Source organism: Microbulbifer maximicatervae (SeqCode) (assembly GCF_052467385.1).
In genome coordinates, this window is record NZ_CP174311.1 from 2589130 (window position 1) to 2610396 (window position 21267).

Genomic DNA, 21267 nt, shown 5'->3' on the forward strand with positions numbered 1-21267 from the left:
GAATTTGCTGCGTACTTTAACGCCAGTATGTGACAAGTTCACGGCTGTAATAATTTATTTATATGTGCACTACATAATCGCTTCAGCTCTTAGACGGTACCCAATAAAAATCACATAACAGTCTCCATTGGAACTTGGAACCTAAGTTGCAAGAGCAAAACTCGATAATTACTTGGGCCACTTGAGTTGGCAATTCTTTAGACCAGGAAAACCCTATGAAACCTTCTCTGTTCCCGCGCGTATTACTATCTGCGGCAATTATTTCTGTTGCCAGTATGGCGCAGGTATCTCAGGCACAGGAAACTGCAGCCGGCATTCGCGGCTCTATTTCCGCAAGCAACGGTCAAGCAATTACCAATGCGACTGTAACAGTGGTTCACACCCCCTCCAATAGCCGCCGTGAAGTAGAAGTCAGCGATGCGGGGCAATTTAACCTGAGTGGCCTGCGAGTGGGTGGCCCCTACACCGTCACCATCGATTCCGAGGAAGGCCAGAGAGTTATTGAAGATATCTACCTTTCCGTTGGTGATATCCTCCCCCTGAGCCTAACCCTCGGCACTAGCAATCTGGAAGAAGTAACCGTATTAGGACAAGCGCTCAGCACCTCCCGCTTAGCTGTAGGTCCATCTTCGCACTTTAACAGTGACGACCTTGCCAGCGCCCCTTCCATTAATCGCGATATCAAGGATGTGCTACGTCTCGATCCGCGAGTTTATGTGGATGAAGCCAATGTTGATGCTATCCAATGCGCCGGCGCCAACCCTCGCTTCAATAGCCTTACGGTTGATGGCGTACGCATGAATGACAACTTCGGCCTGAATAGCAATGGCTACCCCACTGAACGTATGCCGTTCTCGTATGATGCTATCGATCATGTCGCCGTCGAACTGGCGCCGTTCGATGTTCAGTACGGCGGTTTCAGCGCTTGTAATATCAACGCAGTGACCAAGTCCGGCACCAATGAGTGGCATGGTTCATTTTTCTACGACTACACCGATGATGGTTTCCGTGGTGACTCCCTGGAAGGTGACGATATCGATGTGGCCAGCTTTGATGAGAAGCGCTACAACGCAACTCTCGGTGGAGCCATTATCGAAGATAAACTCTTTTTCTTTGCAGCCTATGAGAAGCTGGAAGGCGTTGCCACTTTTGACCGGGGGCCGGCAGGGAGTAGTTCTGCCACCGAAGTCCAGGGGGTTTCCCAGGAGCAGCTCGATGAGATTGTTCGTATTTCAAACGAGGTCTATGGCTACAATCCAGGAAGCCTACCCACCAGTATTCCAGAAGAAGACGAAAAGCTATTGGTGAAACTTGATTGGAATATCTCTGACGACCACCGCGCTGCGTTTACTTACAACTACAACGACGGTTTCTCTATAGCCGAGGCCGACAGTGACCCCGATGAGCTGGAATTGTCCAACCACTACTACAAGCGCGGAGCCGAATTAAACTCCTATGTTGCACAGCTTTTCTCTGATTGGAGTGACATATTTTCTACAGAGATGAAAATTGGCTACTCCGATTTGGACAACCGCCAAAACTCCCTGGGCGGAACTGATTTTGGTGAAGTTCAAATCACCACTTACAACGATCATGACAACGACGGCAATGACTCCCGTGCGACAGTCTATCTAGGTGCTGATGATTCTCGCCATGCCAACAAGCTGAGCTATGAAAACCTGACATTTAAGCTCGCCGGTAAACTGCTGCTGGGTGAACACAACATAACCACCGGCTATGAACATGAAAACTTCGAGGTCTACAACCTGTTTATACAGGAGGCTGCAGGAGAATACCGTTTCGATAGCATCGAAGATTTTGAAGCCGGGATTGCCAACCGGGTAACCTATGAGAATGCAGCTGGCACCAACAATATTTTAGACGCCGCCGCTGAGTTCAGCTACAGCATCGATACACTATACGCCCAGGACGAATATACCTTCGCAAATCTGGACCTGACAGTGGTTGCGGGACTGCGCTACGACCGCTACAGCAGTGATGACAAGCCAGTAACTAACGCAGACATAACCTCTACTTATGGCTTTTCCAACCAGCACAATATGGATGGTCTGGACCTGCTACAGCCTCGCCTGGGCCTGAGTTGGAACCTTGACGATAACCTGGAGTTACACGGTGGTATCGGCCTTTACTCCGGTGGGAATCCCAATGTATGGATTTCCAATAACTACTCAAATAATGGTGTTCTGCAAATCGAAGCCCAAGATAGAAGCGGCACCCCCCTATTTGATATGGATTGGACCAATAATGGCGATCCGATCTATGAAATCCCACAAGACCTCTATGATATGGTCGCAAATAGTGATGGTTCTGTAGGTGGGGTCAACCTGATGGATCCGGATTTTGAACTGCCATCCATCTGGAAGTATGCAATCGGCGGTAGCTACGAATTTGAATCCGGTTATTTAGCATCTATAGACTATTTGTACAGCGATTATCAAGATGCCGCAATTATTCAAGATATCTCTCTTGAGCAAGTTGACTCGACTGCTGATGGGCGCCCGATTTACGGCAGTGCCAATGGTCGCAGCGAAGACTTCATGCTGACCAATGTGGATGGCGACTCCGGTTATTCCAGCGTACTTTCTCTCGGACTCAGCAAGTCTTTTGATTTTGGCCTGAGTATTGCCCTTGGCTATGCCTTCACCGAAGCTGAAGATGTTAACCCCATGACCAGCTCGGTGGCTTACTCCAATTACACCAAAATCGCTACCGCTGATGCACAGAATCCAGGCACTGCAACATCAAACTATGTAGTTCCCCATCGCTTCACTTTGAAGTTGGATTACACCCAAGAGTTTTTCTCAGGCTACGAAACACGATTCACCTTGTTTGGTTCTGCCAATGAAGGCATTCCTTACAGCTACACGTTTGGTGATCAGATCTTTGGTGATGCGGGCTGGGGTCGAGGCCTACTCTACGTACCCACGGGCACCGATGATGCCAATGTTGTATTTGCAGATGACTTCGATACTGAGGCCTTCTTCGCCTGGGTTGACTCTGAAGACCTGGATAGCGGGACTATGGAACGCAATTCACTTAACAGTGATTGGTGGACCAAGTTCGATTTGCGTATCGACCAACAACTACCGGGGTGGCGCGCGGAAGACCGGGTTAACGCGTACTTTGTTATTGAAAACCTGGGCAACCTGCTAAATGACGAATGGGGCGTTATGTATGAGGGCGGATTCCCTCGTTACCAGTCAGCGGTTACGGCCAGCATCGATGACCAAGGGCGCTACGTATTTGAGGAATTCCTGGATCCAGCGGGGCAAACCCGGGTGACCGATGCCTCTCTATGGAGTGCTCGTATGGGAATTCGCTACGAGTTCTAACCCACACTTTATCGAATGCCGCAGCATTTGCTGCGGCCATTCCTATTTCCCCTAACCAAAACCGTTTCTCGGTGCCGATCATTTGAATAGCGACTGATAATGAGTCTTTGGAATAGCACTTTTCCCAACTTCCAAAGCCACAAGACGCCCACCTTGAGTAAATGGGAAATAAAAAAACCGCACTGAAGTGCGGTTTTTATACTGAATATCAAAGCAAGCTCTGTAAGCTAAGCACTACCCAGCCAACGCGCCAAGGTTTCCCGAAGAAGATCCTTGCTCAGAGGCTTAGTCAGAAAATCATCCATACCTGCTGCCAGGCAACGGCCCTCAAATTGCTCTTCAGTAGTACTGGTTACAGCAACAATAGGCAGGCGATCATCCGGGCGGTGCTCAGACTCCCAGCGACGCAGTATCTCGATAATCTGCGCACTATGATCCGTATTTTGCTGGCAGTCCACTAACACCAAATCATAATGACCTTCAGACAAGCGAACTAAAGCATCATCCGCATCTACCGCTATATCTACCTGGTAACCCAGGGCCTGAAGCATTTCCTCAGTCACCCATTGATGAGGCCTAGACTCCTCCACCAACAACAAAGAGTAGTGACGCGGCTGATCCGCCCCACCGGTAACCACTCTTCGACAACTTCTTTTCGCACCGCCAAACAGTAATCCCACTAACGCATCGTGTAGCTCTTTACGGGTCACCGGTCGACTCAGATACTGTGCCGATGGTAAGAGTTGCTGCAGGTGAGCAAACTCACTTTTCTGGCCAAAGCCGCCCAGGCATACCAGGCGACTCTCTTTTTCACCAGCTTCTTGGGACTCTTCAAAGAAAGGCGTAATGGAGTCGAAAAGAGTCGAATCCCCCATTGCCGGTGCCATCATTACCAATTGGTTGCGTTCTACCGCTTGGCGAAGTAGCTGCTGGACTTCGCACTCACAACCTTCACACCAGCGGATCGACTTAACATCCATCCCAAAAGAGCGCAGCACCTGCACCAAACCTGAAATAAATAGGCCCTTCTGATGAATTAACAGGACTTCAATATCCTGTAACTTTCTGTCCGGCGTGAGGTAGGTTCGCTGATTTGGCTCGGTGGAATACTTGATCACCACCTGATAGCGGTTGCCATCTGGGGTTGAATGCAGTTGAAGGTAACCGCCCATTGCTTCGGCTAGGCCTTTAGCAATCGAGAGTCCGAGACCTGTAGTTACCTGGGTGGTATCCATACGGGAGAAGGCACCGAAAAGTTCGCTCTCGTCCGGCAATATCTCACCGCGCCCATCATCCATCAAAGTGATCGAGAGCTGCCCTTCTACCGTGGTGATCGGGTTATAAGATACCTCACCCCACAGCTCGCCTCTTTGGGCAATGCCAGTAGCGGAGTCCACCAGATTGCGAATCAGCTGGGCCGTTTTGCGATTATCCCCTGTCACCATCACCGGGAGATTGTCATCAATCTGGAAGTTAAATTCTAACTCCTGACTGTGGGCAGCTCTCGCTGCAAACTTGAATGATTTTTCTACAGTCTTAACTAGGTTAAACGGGCCCTGGCGCAACCGAATATCTTTGCGAGCCACCCGGGTAAACAAGCCCACATTATCAACCAGTTTGAGTTGTTGGCTACTGGCAACCTTGGCCAGCTCTACCCATTCGCGCTGACGGTCACTCAATGGCTCAGCTTCGAGCAGCGCTAAGGCACCAAGGGAATCAGACAGCTGACTGCGGAATTCCTGTCCGATATTAACTATGAACTCATTGGTCAGTTCAACTGCAGCTTCAGAGTGTTTGCGGGCTGCAGCCAGGCTACTCGCTCTCTGTTGCAGCTCCTGCATCGCAGACAGACGCTCCCAATAGTTCTCCGATTCACGACGGCCCTGGTGGGCAGTCAGCCAAATAAAAGCGAGGGTGAGAGTTCCGTAGATGGTCCCCAGAATCATGCCCGAGAACAGTGCCATTAGCGCTGCTGGTAGTAGTGAGGTTGCGGTGAACCAAGTCAGAAAACGATGGTAGGGAGAAAATACGGTGGTAACACTGGAGCAAAAGATTACTGAATAGATCCACAGGAAGTGGGTCTCAGGCGCAAACCCCATTAAGTAGACAAAGTAAAATAAGGTAATGCCCCACCAGGCTGAGCCGATAATCGAGAACAGAAAGTAACGATTGCGCCAACGATTTGGTCCCGAGCCATACAGGTGGTCGAAGCGAAAAACGTAGTAGCCCCTGATCAGGGTTAGTACTACCAGGCCGATTCCCATTGTTAATAACAGGCGCGGAGCTTCTAGGCGCATGTCGCCAATAGAGGCTGCGATCAGAAATGCAAAAAGGGAGAGCACCATGCCGCGCCGGGTATATTTGGCGATACGCATGTCAGTTGCGCGGCAAATACGTCTGTCTTTTTGAACCTTAAGTTCAGGGCGATCAAATATAGACATTGCGACCTTCCCTGAGAGACTGGGTATCCGGTGCCATTGAAGCTCCCTAGCCTATCCCGAGTACTTCAACCAAAACGGTCTTTATTAGAAACCCCAGCAATCCAAGCCCCAGAGCGAGGAACAGAATAAATGTCCCAAATCTACCAGCCTTGGAGTCTTTTGCCAGGTTCCAAACAATAAACACCATAAATAGAATTAGTGCACCGATTCCCAACCACAGGGAATACTCTTCAAACTGCTCAAATGTCATGCGTGCATTCGCTTAAAAAATTGGCGCGCATTGTACAGTGCTTGAGGGCAACTGGTAAGTCATTGGCAAAATCTAGTCGACCACCGTACCATTTGGTAAAACTATAAATTCAAGCACCCTGATAGTAGTCGCCATCCTCTGAAGCGTGAGTGCCGCAACGAAGCCTGCGAACCTCTTTATCCCGGTAGCGGCTATCATGCCAGCATCTAGGAAGTGGCTCACCAGAGAGGAAGCATAAGTCAGTTTTATCGAAGACTTCTGGGTCCTGAATCTCTTCACCCCACAAATAACGGCCTACCACAGTCAGCTCGTAGGGATTCGAAAGTGTGACGATATCAGCCACTTCTACCAAATGCTTGGTGGATATGTCTTTAAAAAGCATAGTGGCACCTTTTTCCTCGTTACTAATCCAGTATAGGGCTAAAGATGACATTTCCGCCTAAAACCGCCCGACTTCTGTGGGGGCCGCACGAATGGGAGCGTCGATATTCGAGTGTACTTAAGGGGTGGTTACTGGGGAGAAGCAGGCCCGAGTTCTATATTCGAGCCTGTCAGTAGGGAGGTTACTAGCCTTCGATCGTCAATCGAGCGGAGACCATACCTTCATCGGCAAGGGCATCCAGATTAATCGTGCGAACAGCCATTTTCTCCTGCATTAGGCGATTCAACCAGGGTTGCAAATCCTGATAACGGACTTCTTCAATCCACAATCGGATGCGGTTTTCACCCTCAGGCTCAAAGCGCTTAATCACAATCTGGTTTTGTTTTGCCGCACCAGTAACGCGCTGCAAAAGAGTACCTGAAGCACCGCCAGCACCACCGCCTGCGGGCTTTATTCGCTCCAGCGTCGGACGCTGGCCCTCCATCCAGTTAACCAGCTCACGATTTTCTTCCGCTCGCAAGCGGGACTCATCAAAGAAGCCCTTTGCCGGGGAATACAGGCCATAAACTATAAAAATTACGGCTCCGAATATACTCAGCAAACCCAAGGCTCTCTGGTCATTGGGCGGAAGTGCCTGCCATTTCTGGCGCCACTGTTCGATCTGTTCTTTCATTATATTGCTACCACCAATCTCTTCTTACGCCTGGCTGCTTTATATAAACCGCTGGCTCTAACGTAAGCGAATACGGCCTGAAACGCCTTTTTTCAACTCGTTCGCACCTAACAGGTCCGCCTTGATCCCACCGCCAGATAGCTTGCTGACAAATGCATCGAGATCAGACAGGTTTTCTGCCTGAAGCTGCAACACCATTTCTCCACGCTGGCCATCAAAACGAAGGGACTGTAATTTTAATGCGCCCCCTTTGTGAGCAATCCAGACTTTGCTCAACTGCTGCATCTGGGTAGAGAAAGCACCACCCTGATTACCCGCGCCTTTCAGGAAACCTTCAAGCTGTCGGCGCATCTGGGCAGACGGTCGAGTATTCGGGAACAATTCCGTAAACATCGCCCGAGCCTGCTCTTCAGACTGGTTGCCCTTCCACTGGTAAAAAGCACCGGCACCGACAAAAAACAGTAGCTGGATAACAAAACAGGCGGCAGCAACTTTAGCCGGGCGCATCCACCAAACCGCAGCGCTCTTATTACTCGATAACTGATAATCTCCAGTTAGCAAGTTTGTTAGCAGCCCCAGTTTGAACCGTTCAACAAAGACTTCTTCCGCTGAGCGCTGGTTTAGCTGTAAGCCATCGCCAAACTGGGATTCCAACTCAGCAATCAGCAGCCCATCCTGCTCGCCAACCCCCAGCAGTACTACCTGTTTATTATCGATCGGCTCGCCGCTTTCTGAATTGTCTTCGCCTTCGGCCTCATCGCTTTCATCAACTAATAGCGAACCAAGAAGAGGTTGTAAAAAATCGCGATTAACAGTTAGACCCTGCCCGGCACCTTTCCAGATATGCGCTTGGCCACCATCGAGCCACAGGCGAATGTCACCTTCGATCAAGCTAAGTAATTCATACTCCGGCACTACAGCAGCCAGCGGCCACTGGAGCCGCTCCAACTGGGAGTGAAGCGCTTCTATTTTTTCAACATCAATGGCGTATACGCTGCAGAGATCACCGGTGCGGGGTCTGCAGGCAAAGTGTAAGTCCTCGACATCCTGGGCCAAATGCTCCTCAACCATGTAACCAATGGCACTTGCCTGGCGACGAGCTGCCTTAGGTATAGTTTCGAGACCGCTCCATACCCAGTTACCAGGCACCATCAGTAGCGCTTTGGCTCCCTCAGGAAGGTTGAGCTGAGGGAATTCAGGCTGCTCTTCGACAGCTTCAAATTCGGGATTAAATGCCTGAGCAAATTCTGAATCCAAGGCTACTTGTTGCCAATTACCCTCTTGCCACTGATGCAAGCGCAGAGTCAGGTCAGCAGTTTCGCTCAGCCGCAGCAGAACCAGAGACGACTGAGGAGGCGCTGCAGGGGCTTCAATCTCGTTAATGCTTTTCTTTTTAAACATACAATTTCTAACTATTCGCTCTCTTCAGTGCTTTCGTACTCGAGCAACTCCTGCATCATTTGACCAGAAAAGGCCCGGCGCTGGCGCTGGCGCACCCGAACCTTGCCATCTGTACTGTTCCGAACCAGGGCGGACTCCCAATACTGCCTGTATTCGCCATCGCTTCCGAGTTGGACAGCAATTCGCGCCAGAAAGTGCTGGCTTTGAAAAGTAAAAGGCCCCGAGTTAGCGATTTCATAATCTGCATATTCACTCGAGTCACTGATATAACCACCCGACTCGCGAAGTTGCACCAACTTGGAAACACTTGCGGAAGGCTCAATCGCCTCGATTAACTCCTCAGAAGCCGTGTTGATATTCACCAGGGTTCCTGTCTCCGGGAGGGCACAAAGGAAAGGCACAAGTTTCTCCCAGTCCTCTAATTCCATATCTACTACCGATGACAACTCAGTAATATCAGTGATCATCATGTCCGGTGTTCTGTGGGCAAGTTCCCTTCCCAGGTAGCCGTCATCCTCTGTCCCCGAGGTTCGCGGGGTATCGCCATCGTCCACCCAATCTGCAATTGACTTGGCCAGGTCAGACTTGCCGGTAACATTATTCACCAGGCGCTGGAAGATCTCGAATTGATCACTATCGCTGCTATCAGACAAATTATTCACGTTAAAGCATGAATGTAAGTCTTTGATATTCATGCGAATTTTGCCATTATCAGGATTGAACTGCAGAACGGGGAATGCCCAGGCCTCCAAGGCATGGTCTGCGGTTTCCTCCTCTTCCTGGTCTTCCTCGAAATCCTCCAACAGCGCTACCCGTGTCCAGGCCTCAGCCGCTTCAACAAACTCTGCCAACTGTGTGTTGGCCAACAGTGCACCGCTGCGGGAAATCGCAATCTGATCGCGCAAGATAGCGTGGGATACCGCCGCGATGGCAATCACCATTACCAGCAATACAACAATCAGAGCCACCCCTTTTTGACGAGCCAGCGACCTCGGCATATTTCTACTCTTCATAGCCTAAGGCTCTTCTTCGCCAGAGGTTCTGTCTTCCCCTGCCAGTATCTGGAAGACACGCCGGATCTCCCCGTACTGTCGGGTAACGATGACAAACTCAATCGCTTGTGGAAGTCGCGTATCCGCGTCTGTATTGGGGCCGCCTGAGCTGATCGGAGGCCACTGGGCAACCCAGGCTTCAGTGTCTGGGTCCAGATATTGAAGACTTAAACTTTCGACCCCCATTAGCAGGGGCTCGGCGATGGGCGCAGAATCGGGAGACCGATCCAAGACCTGCCAGCGGCTGCGCAGTAATAACCCACCTATATCGTCATCGCCCTCCCGGCCTGTGCCGGTGGTCAGGGAGTCGATCTCAAGATCCTCGGCGTATCCGATGCTATAACTCAAACGCAATAGCTCGCCCCGAGGTTCCCCGGTGAGATTTGCCGCACCAAGGCGCGTAAATTCCAACTCATCTTCATCACCACGTAACGCATGCTCATAACCGCTGTAGGCATTCTTAACAGCGCGGGCAGTTACCTGGCGAAAATCATTGTCTATACGGTACATCGCCATAGAAAAGCGACGTAGCTGCTCGGCCCTCTGGTCCACCATCTCTTCCGTGTCAAAAAAGAGTCCCAACAGCGAAAAGGAACCGACACTGATAATGGCGACAAGAACTAAAACTATGAGGACTTCAATGAGGGTAAAGCCCGACTGGCTGGAAAGGCGCAAAGACATATCAGTTACTCCTCAGCAGCCCAAGCATCCAGAGTCAGAGTTGGGTACTCAGCATCCAGGTGGCCTACTTCAATAATGATATGGCGCAAGCGCTCATTACTGGTGGCCTCCACTCGGGCACTAACCTCCCACTCCCTTTGCCCCAAGACCACCTGATCTGTTTGTTCCCCTAAAGGAGGCCAAGGAGTTTGCACGCGGACTTGGGAGAGCACTTGTTGGGCAACCCAGTTTGCCGAGAGGCGATCCTCCATCACCCGCTGCTGGCCAACACTGCGCTGCATTGCCTTCAGAACACTGGCGGCAATAACCCCAAAAATAACCAGGGCTATCAAGACTTCTACCAATGTAAAACCGCGCTGGGCTCTCTTAAAATTCATCGGCCTGCCACTCTAGCTGCAATCCGTTCAGGCTGGTGTAAGAAATAGTCGCACCTCGAACGTCGTCGCCATTCTCAACAAGGTACATGGCAACTTCCACGGGAAGTACCTCTCCACTGGAGAGAGCAACAAATTGCGGAACGACTCGATCTTCATTGGTCTCTTCTGCAAATTCCGTGGATTCTGTCGACGGCAGCTCCGCCTCAGTTATCACTTCAAGGCGAACGATTTCCGGCAATTCATGGGTGGCAAAACGCGCAGCACGCCTCCCCGACGCAACCGAATCTATCGGCAACCAGGTCATTGTTTCTTGCTCAAAATGCACCACGCTATAAGTGCCTTGCTCAAAAACAACGCCGTAATGCATTTTGTCAATCAGGGCTCGATCCGCAACCAACTGCAAAAGGGCCGACAAGCGCTGGGCTTCTTTTTGCCACACGCGCCCGCCGGAATTCCCCATCGATAGAGTCGCCATGCCAGCCAGAGAGGCGATGATGACAATCACTACCAACAGTTCGATCAGCGTAAAGCCACGGCTTCGACCGATGCTATACATCAAGTGCAAATTTCAGGTGTTACAGGTCAGTAACGTAGATATCAGCAGCTTCGCCCTCACCGCCCGCTTTGCCATCGGCACCGAGGGTGAATAGGTCGTAGGCACCGGCACTGCCTGGGCTGATGTACTGATATTCATAGCCCCAGGGATCTTTTGGCGCTTTCTTCAGGTAGGGCTCAGTCCAGTTCTTCGCTTCGGGGAAGCCGGATGGGCGGGATACCAGTGCCATCAGGCCCTGATCAGAGCTGGGGTAGACAAAGTTATCCATGCGGTAAAGGTCTAGTGCAGTCTCGATAGCTTTCAGGTCAACCCTGGCCGCTTTCATTCGAGCTTCGCCGGTCTTGCCAAGAACATTAGGTACAACCAGTGCACCAAGCACCCCGAGAATTACGATCACCACCATAATTTCAATCAGGGTAAAGCCACCACTTTTACGTAGGGTTTTCATTTTTCTCTCCTAGTTCACTCTAACTCTGGGAACCCCAAGGGTCACGATACCCTTCGTGACCCCAATTATTTAAAAGTCACCAATTCAGTAAATTACACGATTCCCCAGCCTAAAGCAGCAACATGCCCAGCAAAACTGCCGCTCCCAGCCCAACAAGAATCTTCGACGCCTCTAGCAGTGTAAAGCCGGCGCTGTTGCGCAAGGATTTCATACCAACCTCCTGAAGCAGCTACGCAATTTCTCTTTGACCTACACCTAATTTGAGCATTAAACAACCAATTCGTTCATGCTCAGAATTGGCATCATAATAGCCATAACAATGAACAACACGATGGCAGCCATTATCAGCAGCATCAGAGGTTCAAAGATGCTCACAAAGGCAGTTACCGCACCCTGCAAATCCTGCTCTTGCGAATCCGCCGCACGCTGAAGCATTTCATCGAGAGTGCCCGAAGATTCACCACTTGCGATCATATAGATCATCATCGGTGGGAAATAGCCTACATCTTCCAGGGCTTTACGAAGGCTCCCGCCCTCGCGCACGCTCTTTTGAGCCGCATCGAGTCGGTCTTTAAGGAAGGTATTGGTCATTACTCCACCGGCGATACCCATGGCTTGAACCAGCGGCACACTGCTGCCCGTAAGAATCGCCAGGGTTCCTACATAGCGAGCACTCTGTGTCCCTCGCATCATCCAGCCAATAATTGGCAGCTCCAGCAAACGGTGGTGGAAACGATACCGAATTGCCGGGCGCCGCAGCATCATCACAGCGCCAAAAATGAGCGCCCCAAGTGCCGGCGGCACCAGCCAGCCCCAGGCAGAAATAAAATCGCTCATGGAGACCAGGATGCGGGTAGCCAGCGGCAAAACCTGCCCGGTGCCGGTAAATACCTCGATAACATCTGGTACTACGTACACCATCAAACCGGTTACAACCAATACACAGATAAATACCAAAACAACTGGGTAGATCAGAGCCAGCTGCACCTTCTGCCGAAATTGCTGCTGCCCTTCCGTGTAGTCACCAAGGCGATCCAGCACCGCATCCAAATGACCAGAGTGCTCCCCTGCTTCAACCGTAGCGCGATAGAGTTTGGGGAATGCCCGTGGAAAACTGCTCAGGGCCAAGGCGAAACTGTGCCCTTCAAGAATTTTGCCCCGAACAGCCAATACCACGCGTTTGATTTTTTGGTTGCGTGTCTGGTTGGCAATGGCCCCAAGTGTTTCTTCCAAGGGAATTCCCGCTCGAAGCAAAGTGGACATCTGCCGAGTTAGCAGGGCCAGGTTTTTAACACTCAGCCCAGGGCTACCAGATAGAAAGCTGGCACCGCCCTTCTCTTCTTTCTCGGTGGCTGCACTGACTTCCAGAGGCACCATACCTTTGGCGCGCAGCTGCTGCCGCGCAGCGCGCGCGCTATCCGCCTCGAGCGTACCGCGGCTCTTGCGGCCGGATGCTGCCAGCGCTGTATACTCAAAAGCTGCCACAATCAGGACTCCTGCGTAACTCGTAGTACTTCCTCAAGGGAGGTCCTACCCGCCAGTACTTTCTCTACGCCATCGTCACGGATGCTGGGGCCAAGCTTGCGGGCTTCAGCAACCAACTTGCTCTCTGAAGCGCGATCGTGGATCAATTGGCGCATCACTTCGTTGAGCGGTACCAATTCATAGATACCGATACGACCGACATAGCCACTGTGATTACACTCTTCACAGCCATTAGGCCGATAGATGATGGCTTCCTCATCGGGCCCGACGCCCAAAACCTCCCGCTCGCTGCTGTCAGCCACATGAGGTTGCTTGCATTCAGGACACAGAACTCGCACCAGACGCTGGGCAAGAACACCAATCACGCTTGACGACAGCAGGAAGGGCTCAATTCCCATATCCACCAGACGGGTTACCGAACCCAAAGCTGTGTTGGTGTGCAGGGTTGAGAGCACCAAGTGTCCGGTCAAACTCGCCTGGATTGCAATCTGCATAGTCTCCAGGTCTCGAATCTCACCGACCATCACTACATCCGGGTCCTGACGCAGGATCGCGCGAAGCCCCCGGGCGAAAGTCATATCAGCTTTGGTATTTACCTGAGTCTGCCCAACTCCTTCCAGGTTGTATTCCACCGGGTCCTCGACCGTCAGAATGTTCTTCTCACGGTTATTGATACTACCGAGGCCAGCATACAAGGTGGTGGTTTTACCGGAGCCCGTTGGTCCGGTCACCAGGATAATGCCGTGGGGATGTCCCAACAGGTCTGTCATCACGCGCAAGTCGCGATCTGCCATCCCCAGCTTACTCAGGTCCATTTTGCCCGCTTGCTTATCCAGCAAACGCATTACCACCCGCTCACCCGCCGATGACGGCATGGTGGAGACACGTACATCTACCTCTCGGCCAGCCATCAAAAGGGAGATCCGGCCATCTTGAGGCACGCGTTTCTCGGCGATATCCAGTTTTGCCATTACTTTAATACGGGATACCAGTAATGGAGCCAGAGCTCGCCGGGGTTGCAGTACTTCACGAAGTACACCATCGACCCGGAAGCGCACGACGAGGCGCTTCTCAAAGGTTTCAATATGAATATCCGAGGCGCCCTGCTTGAGCGACTCGGCAAAAATTGCGTTGATCAATTTGACGATAGGTGCATCGTCTTCCTGTTCCAACAAGTCCTCAGTCTCAGGCAGCGAATCGGCGACCGCTGCAAGATCCAGGTCTTCACCCAGGCCCTCGACTTCGGAGAGGTTGCCACCCTCCCTGTTTTCATACAGACGCTGCAAAGCACCCTGGAAAACATCTTCCTCTACAGCCTCCAAAGATACAGCCGCACCACTGATGCGCTGTACTTCGGCAACCGCTGATGGACTCAGCGGCGCCACATATTGGCAGAGGGGTTTGCCTTCCTGCTCGGTTAACAGAACCTTGTGACGCTTTGCGAAAGCGTAAGGAAGGCGGCGAATTGTTGGAGTCCCTGTTCCTGTTTCAGCCGTCATTTAGCTTCTTCTACCTCCAACACCTCAACCTCAACATCCACGTCTTCTTCGACTGATTCAATGGCAGCACCATCTATAGAACCATCTACTGGCGCAGGGCTCTCGTTGTAGGTGCCTGTTGGCGGCATCAGGTCAGGTAGTACATCACCGCGGTGCCAATCCCAGATCAGGCTGGTGCGGTCTTTCAGGAATATTTGCTTCTGCTGCATATCCATGTAGCGCTTGCGCGTCTCCTCATAGCCAGCAACCTGACTGCTGAGGATTCTGGGACGCAGGAACACCATCAGATTAGTTTTGCTAACACTCTTCTCAGTGTTTCTGAACAGGCGACCAATGCCGGGAATATCACCGAGGAGAGGCACTTTGGACACGGTTTCATTCACCTGATCCTCCATCAAACCACCCAGTACCAGGATCGCGCCATCATCGATCAATACTTTTGTGCGGATCTCACGCTTGCTGGTAACGATATCGGACGCACCTTCCGCTGCAGCCGTAGCAGAAGACAAAACGTTTTCAACCTTTTGCTCGATCTCGAGAGTTACCGAATTGTTGTTATTCACACGGGGAATCACTTTAAGAGTGGTACCCACATCCTCACGCTGGATGGTGGTAAACGGATCATCGTTACTACCAGACAGCAACTGTTCACCGGTAATAAAAGGTACGTTCTGGCCCACCAAAATCTCAGCTTCTTCATTATCCAAAGCCATAATTGTTGGTGTAGAAAGGATATTGGTATTGCTCTCTGACGCTACGGCATTAATCGCAGCACGGATATCACCGCCACTGAGGTAGCCCAGGTGCAATGCGCCAGCTCCCACCAAATCAGTCACAGGAAGTGAAAATGGGTTGGGTTCCCCATCGGAATCCGTGCCTAACTGGTTATTCCAGCCGGCAACAGCATTACTGCCGGAACCAGCAATCCAACTAATACCCAGTTCGCTACCTGTACCTTCAACTACCTCTACAATAATTGCCTCAATCAAAACCTGCGCTCTGCGCACGTCCAACCTGGCAATAACACCTTTCATGGTTTCAAGGAGAGCGGGAGGAGCAGTTAACACCAGTGCGTTGAGCGACTCGTTAACTTGAATGCTGACTTCAATATTCGCCGCTTGCTGGTCTTTCTCTGTGTTCTGGATGCTACCGCTCATACCCTCGAGGATAGGCTTCAGATCTGCTGCATTGGCATACTGGATATAAACAACTGCGGTGTTGCCTTCGCCATCCAGCGGTGCATCGAGACGGCCTATTACCGTCTTAATCTGCTGGCGGGTAACGGGATCTCCGGTCAGGAGAATACTATTGGAGCGTTCATCAACAGAAATACGCAGCGGTTGCACTTCCTTACCCGCTTTGCCTCCACTCGATTGAAGTAGATCGGTAAGAACTTGCTTTACTTCCTTCGCAGAAGCAAACATCAACGGCACCACTTCAATATCAATAGCGCCGGCGCGGTCAAGTTGCTTCACCAGGCGAATAATCTGGTCAATATTCGCAGCGCGGTCAGCAATTATCAGAGTGTTGGTATCAGCATAGGCAGCCAAGTGCCCAGTTTGCGGAATCAGCGGGCGCAACATAGCAATCAGCTGTGAAGCGGAAATATTCTCAACCCTTATAGTGCGAACAACCAGGGATTCCGCAGGAGCTCGAGTGGCCTCATCTGCGACAGGTATCGCCTGCTGCTTGGCCAGCGCATCGGGAACTACTTTCCAGGTTCCGCCCTGTTCCACCAAACTAAAGCCATTGACTTGAAGCACCGACATAAATACATCAAAGGCTTCATTGTGTGTCATTGGGTCACCGGCAACTACGGTGACCTTACCCTTAACATTCGGGTGGACAATAATATTTTTGCCAGTGAAATCAGCAGCCCAATTGATCAGATCACGAATGTCTGCATTGTCGAGAGAAAGGGTAACCCGCTCCGGGCCCTGAGCCAGCGTTGCAGTACAAACAAAAAAACTCAATCCGACCGCAAGCAGCCGTCGATAAAACATCTTCATCATTATTTATCTGGCTCTAGTAAATGTTCAAAAAATCAAAACAATCTAGGTAGATAGTTTTTATTTAGGCTCACGCTGAGCACGACGCTCGCGGGCCAATTCACGCAGCTGCTCCATTCTCTCCCGAATGTTCTGCTGGTTCTCATCTCTTTGAGCAGTTCTTCTGGAGGAGCTGGAACTTGACGTTCTCTGTCTGGAACTGCTGACGCCTCTCAATGGTACGTTTGGCCTTCCGTCCACTTCTGGGTATGTCAGTTTTTCCATCCTGCCATTACGACGAAGAACCACATGGTCAACCTCAACAGAATAAAGTTCGGCGCCACCTGGAAGCCGATCACCGACATACAAACGCTTGGAGGGTTTACCTTTCTCCGACACCAGAGCACTGGCTTTGGTTTTATTGGAGCTGTCAAAAACACCGGATAAAACAATATTCAGCTGGGTCAGAGGAATATTTTCGAGGTCGACTTCAGGGACTTCTGTAGCCTTTTTAGGTTCAGCACGTCCAAAGAACGGCGTGCTGGGAAGACTGGCAGCGCTGGGGGGAGGAGCACCTCTCGGGCTTTTGCGCTCCGCGAGCAGGGATTCCTGAGGATCGCTTGGGACCAATAGGGAGCCATAGGCAAACAAATTGCCAGACAACCACAACAGGCCAATAGCTGACGCCGCCATAGTGCCACGGGAGAGTCCTTTGCTCGGCTCGCCCTGGGCAAACTTATTGCCAATTGAGCCAACGGCTCGCGCTAGAGGGGACATGAACATACCCACATACAAGTTCAACTTTCTGAGGTTATTGGTTTTTGACGCCTATTTTCTTGCCTCAGCCCGGGAAAGGCAACGCTCTTTCAAGTTAAACGCCGCAAACCCTCATTTCGTCCCTTAAATTGCACACTAGTTCCGCAGGTTGTCACCAAAAAACGAAAAAAGGCGGCATGACGCCGCCTTTTTCAATGCCCGCTAGTATAGCAATCGGGCATTACAGCTTTGTTTCAAGCTCTGGTACAGCTTCAAACAGGTCAGCTACCAGACCGTAGTCAGCAACAGAGAAGATCGGTGCTTCTTCGTCTTTATTGATGGCTACGATAACTTTGGAGTCTTTCATACCTGCCAAATGCTGGATTGCGCCAGAGATACCAACGGCAATATACAGGTCAGGAGCAACGATCTTACCGGTTTGGCCAACCTGCATATCGTTAGGTACGAAGCCTGCATCCACAGCAGCACGAGAGGCACCAACTGCAGCGCCCAATTTGTCGGCCAGCTTGTACAGCATTTCGAAGTTTTCGCCATTCTGCATGCCCCGGCCACCAGAAATGACTACGCTCGCAGCGGTCAGCTCAGGACGATCGGATACAGCCAGCTCTTCGCCGACAAAAGAGGAAACACCAGCGTCATCCGCGATATCTACAGACTCAACCGCTGCACTTCCACCTTCAGCCGCCACGGCGTCAAAGGCAGTGGTACGTACAGAGATTACCTTGATGGCATCGGAGCTCTGTACAGTGGCAATGACGTTACCCGCATAAATCGGGCGCTTGAAAGTATCTGCACTTTCAACAGCGACGATGTCGGAAATCGGCTGAACATCCAGCAGCGCAGCAGCGCGTGGCAGCATGTTCTTACCGGTAGTAGTGGCTGGAGCCAGGATATGACCGTAGTCTTTACCCAGGTCCGCTACCAGCTTGGCAACGTTCTCAGCCAACTGGTGCTCGTAAGCAGCATTATCTGCCAGCAGTACCTTGGAAACGCCTTCAGCTTTAGCAGCAGCCTCCGCTACAGGGCCGCAGCCAGATCCAGCAACCAATACAGCAACATCACCACCAATAGCCTTGGCAGCAGCGATGGTGTTGAGCGTAGCGCCCTTCAGTTCGGCGTTGTCGTGTTCAGCAATAACCAGAATGCTCATCAGATTACCTTCGCCTCGTTTTTCAGTTTCTCTACCAGTTCAGCAACGTCAGCAACCTTAATGCCTGCTTGACGCTCAGCCGGCGGCTCAACTTTCAGGGTTTTGGTGCGGGGAGTAATATCAACGCCCAGCTCATCCGGGGTCGTGGTATCGAGAGGCTTACGCTTTGCCTTCATGATGTTAGGCAGGGAGGCGTAACGCGGCTCATTCAGGCGCAGGTCAGTAGTAACAATGGCAGGCAGTTTCAGTTCAACAGTCTGCAGGCCGCCGTCAATTTCACGAGTTACCTTAACAGCGTCGCCTTCTACGGCAACTTCAGAAGCGAAGGTACCCTGCCCCATGCCAGTCAAAGCACCCAGCATCTGGCCGGTCTGGTTGTTATCGCCATCGATGGACTGCTTGCCCAGAATTACCATTTGAGGCTCTTCTTTATCAACAATCGCTTTCAGGCATTTGGCTACTGCCAGAGGCTGCAGCTCAGCATCGGTCTCAACCAGGATACCGCGGTCGGCACCCAGGGCCAGTGCAGTGCGGATTTGCTCTTGGCATTGCTTGGAGCCCATGGAAACGGCGACTATCTCGCTGACAACGCCTTTTTCCTTCAAGCGCACCGCCTCTTCTACTGCGATTTCGCAGAAGGGGTTGATAGACATTTTGACGTTGGCTGTATCAACGTCAGAGCCGTCCGCCTTGGGGCGAACCTTGACGTTGTAGTCAACAACGCGTTTCACAGCTACAAGAACTTTCATGGAAATCCCGTCTCAAATATGCTTTTTAACAGCCGCGACTGATAATTCACGTCGCGAACGGATACGGTGTTCTGGTCAAACAAGTGTTTGAACGGCGTGTATGGTGGCGGTTCTATAGCGCAAAATCAATAGTCAAATGGAAGTCCCTCCTGCCATTCACAAAATCTATTTCCGGGAATAAGAACCACCTATCCACCCCCAGTAAGCCGTTGAAATACAGCGCATTTGCCATAGCAAATGAATAGTCATGCAATTGGTAGGGTTGATTAAACGCCTATATAATCCGCCAGCAATATAAATGATAAGGCCGGATTGGCCGTAAAAAAGTTGAATACAACTGCTGAGGAGAGTGCCGTGGAACGCGAATCAATGGAATACGATGTAGTGATCGTGGGTGCCGGCCCCGCTGGATTGGCCGCGGCCTGTCGTATTCGTCAGCTCAATGAAGACGTCTCTGTATGTGTCGTGGAGAAAGGCTCAGAAGTAGGAGCTCACATCCTATCCGGTGCTGTATTTGAGCCCACAGCCCTTAATGAACTCTTCCCCGACTGGAAAGAACGTGGAGCCCCCCTCAATACTGAGGTAAAAGGCGACGACATCTACGTCCTGCGCAGCGAAGAGAACTCTATAAAAGTCCCCAACATGTTTGTGCCCAGCACCATGCACAACGAGGGCAACTACATTATCAGTCTCGGCAACCTGTGCCGCTGGCTGGCAGAACAAGCCGAAAGCCTGGGAGTGGAAATCTTCCCTGGCTTCGCCGCTGCTGAAATTTTGTACAACGAAGATGGCTCTGTAAAAGGCATCGCTACTGGCGATATGGGCATCGGCATGAACGGAGAGCAGAAAGACTCTTACATGCCGGGCATGGAGCTGCATGCCAAATACACCCTCTTCGCTGAAGGTTGTCGCGGTCACCTGGGCAAGCAGCTAATCGAACGCTTTAAGCTAGACGAAGATGCCGACCCACAACACTACGGCATCGGTATTAAAGAGATTTGGAAAGTCCCTGCAGACAAACACCAGCAAGGCCTGGTTGTTCACACTGCTGGCTGGCCGCTGGAACAAAGCTCCACCCACGGTGGCGGCTTCCTTTACCACCTCGAAGACAACCAGGTTGTTGTCGGCTTGATTACTGACCTCGCCTATAGCAACCCCCATGTGAGTCCATTTGACGAGTTCCAGCGCTATAAACACCATCCGGTAATCAAGCAGTACCTGGAAGGTGGCGAGCGCGTTGCCTACGGTGCCCGCGCCATAGTAAAAGGTGGCCTTCAATCCCAGCCGAAAATGACTTTCCCTGGCGGCCTGCTGATCGGTGATAACGCCGGCACCCTGAACTTTGCCAAGATCAAGGGCAATCACACCGCGATGAAATCCGGCATGATCGCGGCTGAGTCTGTAGTTGAAGCCCTCGCCGCTGAGCGCAATAGCGAAGAGCTGACCGACTACACCACCAAGTATCGCGATAGCTGGGCCTGGAAAGAGCTGCACATGCAGCGCAACTTCGGCCCTGCCCAGCACAAATGGGGCAACATTCTGGGATCTGCCTATGCATTTGTGGATATCAATATCTTTAAAGGCAAGCTTCCCTGGACCCTGCGCGACACCAAGGCTGATCACGCCCAGCTCAAGCCTGCTGCTGACTGCGCAAAGATTGACTATCCGAAGCCCGACGGCGTACTCAGTTTTGACAAGCTATCTTCCGTGTTTATTTCCAATACTAACCACGAAGAAGACCAGCCTTGCCACCTGACCCTGAAGGACCCAGAAGTTCCGCTGAGTCACAACCTGCCGATTTACGATGAACCCGCGCAGCGCTACTGCCCTGCCGGTGTTTATGAGGTTATTGAAGACACCAACGGTAAGCGCTTCCAGATCAACGCTCAAAACTGCGTACACTGTAAGACCTGTGACATTAAGGACCCAACCCAAAATATTGTCTGGGTAACCCCTGAAGGTGCCGGCGGCCCCAATTATCCAAATATGTAATTGGGTCTACACA

Annotated in this window: 18 protein-coding genes; 2 read left to right on the top strand and 16 right to left on the bottom strand. The window is 51.4% G+C overall.

Features of this window, described 5'->3' with window-relative positions; genetic code table 11:
• The first annotated feature begins 215 nt into the window (after positions 1–215).
• Positions 216–3353 carry a TonB-dependent receptor gene (locus ACJJIR_RS10865; protein ID WP_444908390.1) on the top strand — a complete coding sequence of 1046 codons (3138 nt, stop codon included), beginning with the start codon at positions 216–218 and terminating at the stop codon, positions 3351–3353.
• Between the two features lie 227 nt (positions 3354–3580).
• Here ACJJIR_RS10865 and ACJJIR_RS10870 read toward each other — a convergent pair whose 3' ends face one another.
• From ACJJIR_RS10870 to ACJJIR_RS10945, 16 genes are all read right to left on the bottom strand, one after another.
• Positions 3581–5794 (bottom strand): hybrid sensor histidine kinase/response regulator, encoded by a 2214-nt coding sequence (locus ACJJIR_RS10870; protein ID WP_444908391.1) that lies wholly within the window; start codon positions 5792–5794, stop codon positions 3581–3583.
• A 46-nt stretch (positions 5795–5840) separates the two neighbouring features.
• A complete protein-coding gene (locus ACJJIR_RS10875) occupies positions 5841–6044 on the bottom strand; it encodes a DUF2788 domain-containing protein (protein WP_282932717.1) in 204 nt (67 codons plus the stop codon).
• 109 nt (positions 6045–6153) lie between these two features.
• Positions 6154–6426, bottom strand: coding sequence for an acetyltransferase (locus ACJJIR_RS10880; protein ID WP_282932716.1), 273 nt, complete (start codon positions 6424–6426; stop codon positions 6154–6156).
• Positions 6427–6610: 184 nt separating this feature from the next.
• A complete protein-coding gene (locus tag ACJJIR_RS10885) occupies positions 6611–7099 on the bottom strand; it encodes a type II secretion system protein M (protein WP_413665700.1) in 489 nt (162 codons plus the stop codon).
• 57 nt (positions 7100–7156) lie between these two features.
• Positions 7157–8500, bottom strand: a complete 1344-nt coding sequence (gene gspL, locus ACJJIR_RS10890) for a type II secretion system protein GspL (protein ID WP_444908392.1) — start codon at positions 8498–8500, stop codon at positions 7157–7159.
• An 11-nt stretch (positions 8501–8511) separates the two neighbouring features.
• Positions 8512–9513, bottom strand: coding sequence for a type II secretion system minor pseudopilin GspK (gspK, locus tag ACJJIR_RS10895; RefSeq protein WP_444908393.1), 1002 nt, complete (start codon positions 9511–9513; stop codon positions 8512–8514).
• Between the two features lie 3 nt (positions 9514–9516).
• Positions 9517–10233: a type II secretion system protein GspJ gene (locus ACJJIR_RS10900; RefSeq protein ID WP_444905343.1), complete on the bottom strand. Its 717-nt coding sequence runs from the start codon at positions 10231–10233 to the stop codon at positions 9517–9519.
• Positions 10234–10238: 5 nt separating this feature from the next.
• Positions 10239–10610 (bottom strand): type II secretion system minor pseudopilin GspI, encoded by a 372-nt coding sequence (gene gspI / locus ACJJIR_RS10905; RefSeq protein WP_444897205.1) that lies wholly within the window; start codon positions 10608–10610, stop codon positions 10239–10241.
• A complete protein-coding gene (gene gspH / locus ACJJIR_RS10910; protein ID WP_413665863.1) occupies positions 10600–11166 on the bottom strand; it encodes a type II secretion system minor pseudopilin GspH in 567 nt (188 codons plus the stop codon). Before gspH ends, gspI begins: the two co-directional genes overlap by 11 nt.
• A 19-nt stretch (positions 11167–11185) precedes the next feature.
• Entirely contained in the window at positions 11186–11614 is a 429-nt protein-coding gene (gene gspG / locus ACJJIR_RS10915; RefSeq protein WP_282932708.1) for a type II secretion system major pseudopilin GspG, read from the bottom strand.
• Positions 11615–11881: 267 nt separating this feature from the next.
• Positions 11882–13099, bottom strand: a complete 1218-nt coding sequence (gene gspF / locus ACJJIR_RS10920) for a type II secretion system inner membrane protein GspF (RefSeq protein WP_413665695.1) — start codon at positions 13097–13099, stop codon at positions 11882–11884.
• Between the two features lie 2 nt (positions 13100–13101).
• Positions 13102–14598, bottom strand: coding sequence for a type II secretion system ATPase GspE (gene gspE / locus ACJJIR_RS10925; protein ID WP_444905344.1), 1497 nt, complete (start codon positions 14596–14598; stop codon positions 13102–13104).
• Positions 14595–16610: a type II secretion system secretin GspD gene (gene gspD / locus ACJJIR_RS10930; RefSeq protein WP_444897203.1), complete on the bottom strand. Its 2016-nt coding sequence runs from the start codon at positions 16608–16610 to the stop codon at positions 14595–14597. Before gspD ends, gspE begins: the two co-directional genes overlap by 4 nt.
• 57 nt (positions 16611–16667) lie before the next feature.
• The gene (locus ACJJIR_RS10935; RefSeq protein WP_444905345.1) at positions 16668–17363 is read right to left on the bottom strand and encodes a type II secretion system protein N; all 696 of its coding nucleotides are present in this window, start codon (positions 17361–17363) and stop codon (positions 16668–16670) included.
• Between the two features lie 220 nt (positions 17364–17583).
• Positions 17584–18513: an electron transfer flavoprotein subunit alpha/FixB family protein gene (locus ACJJIR_RS10940; protein ID WP_413665691.1), complete on the bottom strand. Its 930-nt coding sequence runs from the start codon at positions 18511–18513 to the stop codon at positions 17584–17586.
• Positions 18513–19262 (bottom strand): electron transfer flavoprotein subunit beta/FixA family protein, encoded by a 750-nt coding sequence (locus tag ACJJIR_RS10945; RefSeq protein WP_444905346.1) that lies wholly within the window; start codon positions 19260–19262, stop codon positions 18513–18515. The genes ACJJIR_RS10940 and ACJJIR_RS10945 overlap by 1 nt, the downstream gene beginning before the upstream one ends.
• 354 nt (positions 19263–19616) lie before the next feature.
• On the opposite strand from ACJJIR_RS10945, the gene ACJJIR_RS10950 reads away from it, so the two are divergent.
• Positions 19617–21254 carry an electron transfer flavoprotein-ubiquinone oxidoreductase gene (locus ACJJIR_RS10950; RefSeq protein ID WP_413665690.1) on the top strand — a complete coding sequence of 546 codons (1638 nt, stop codon included), beginning with the start codon at positions 19617–19619 and terminating at the stop codon, positions 21252–21254.
• Positions 21255–21267 lie beyond the last annotated feature (13 nt).

What these genes read in the sequence shown, in the direction of transcription:
- ACJJIR_RS10865 (WP_444908390.1), top strand. Translation starts at nt 216, where the DNA reads ATGAAACCTTCTCTGTTCCCGCGCGTATTACTATCTGCGGCAATTATT.
- ACJJIR_RS10870 (WP_444908391.1), bottom strand. Translation starts at nt 5,794, where the DNA reads ATGTCTATATTTGATCGCCCTGAACTTAAGGTTCAAAAAGACAGACGT.
- ACJJIR_RS10875 (WP_282932717.1), bottom strand. Translation starts at nt 6,044, where the DNA reads ATGACATTTGAGCAGTTTGAAGAGTATTCCCTGTGGTTGGGAATCGGT.
- ACJJIR_RS10880 (WP_282932716.1), bottom strand. Translation starts at nt 6,426, where the DNA reads ATGCTTTTTAAAGACATATCCACCAAGCATTTGGTAGAAGTGGCTGAT.
- ACJJIR_RS10885 (WP_413665700.1), bottom strand. Translation starts at nt 7,099, where the DNA reads ATGAAAGAACAGATCGAACAGTGGCGCCAGAAATGGCAGGCACTTCCG.
- gspL (WP_444908392.1), bottom strand. Translation starts at nt 8,500, where the DNA reads ATGTTTAAAAAGAAAAGCATTAACGAGATTGAAGCCCCTGCAGCGCCT.
- gspK (WP_444908393.1), bottom strand. Translation starts at nt 9,513, where the DNA reads ATGAAGAGTAGAAATATGCCGAGGTCGCTGGCTCGTCAAAAAGGGGTG.
- ACJJIR_RS10900 (WP_444905343.1), bottom strand. Translation starts at nt 10,233, where the DNA reads ATGTCTTTGCGCCTTTCCAGCCAGTCGGGCTTTACCCTCATTGAAGTC.
- gspI (WP_444897205.1), bottom strand. Translation starts at nt 10,610, where the DNA reads ATGAATTTTAAGAGAGCCCAGCGCGGTTTTACATTGGTAGAAGTCTTG.
- gspH (WP_413665863.1), bottom strand. Translation starts at nt 11,166, where the DNA reads ATGTATAGCATCGGTCGAAGCCGTGGCTTTACGCTGATCGAACTGTTG.
- gspG (WP_282932708.1), bottom strand. Translation starts at nt 11,614, where the DNA reads ATGAAAACCCTACGTAAAAGTGGTGGCTTTACCCTGATTGAAATTATG.
- gspE (WP_444905344.1), bottom strand. Translation starts at nt 14,598, where the DNA reads ATGACGGCTGAAACAGGAACAGGGACTCCAACAATTCGCCGCCTTCCT.
- gspD (WP_444897203.1), bottom strand. Translation starts at nt 16,610, where the DNA reads ATGATGAAGATGTTTTATCGACGGCTGCTTGCGGTCGGATTGAGTTTT.
- ACJJIR_RS10935 (WP_444905345.1), bottom strand. Translation starts at nt 17,363, where the DNA reads ATGTCCCCTCTAGCGCGAGCCGTTGGCTCAATTGGCAATAAGTTTGCC.
- ACJJIR_RS10940 (WP_413665691.1), bottom strand. Translation starts at nt 18,513, where the DNA reads ATGAGCATTCTGGTTATTGCTGAACACGACAACGCCGAACTGAAGGGC.
- ACJJIR_RS10945 (WP_444905346.1), bottom strand. Translation starts at nt 19,262, where the DNA reads ATGAAAGTTCTTGTAGCTGTGAAACGCGTTGTTGACTACAACGTCAAG.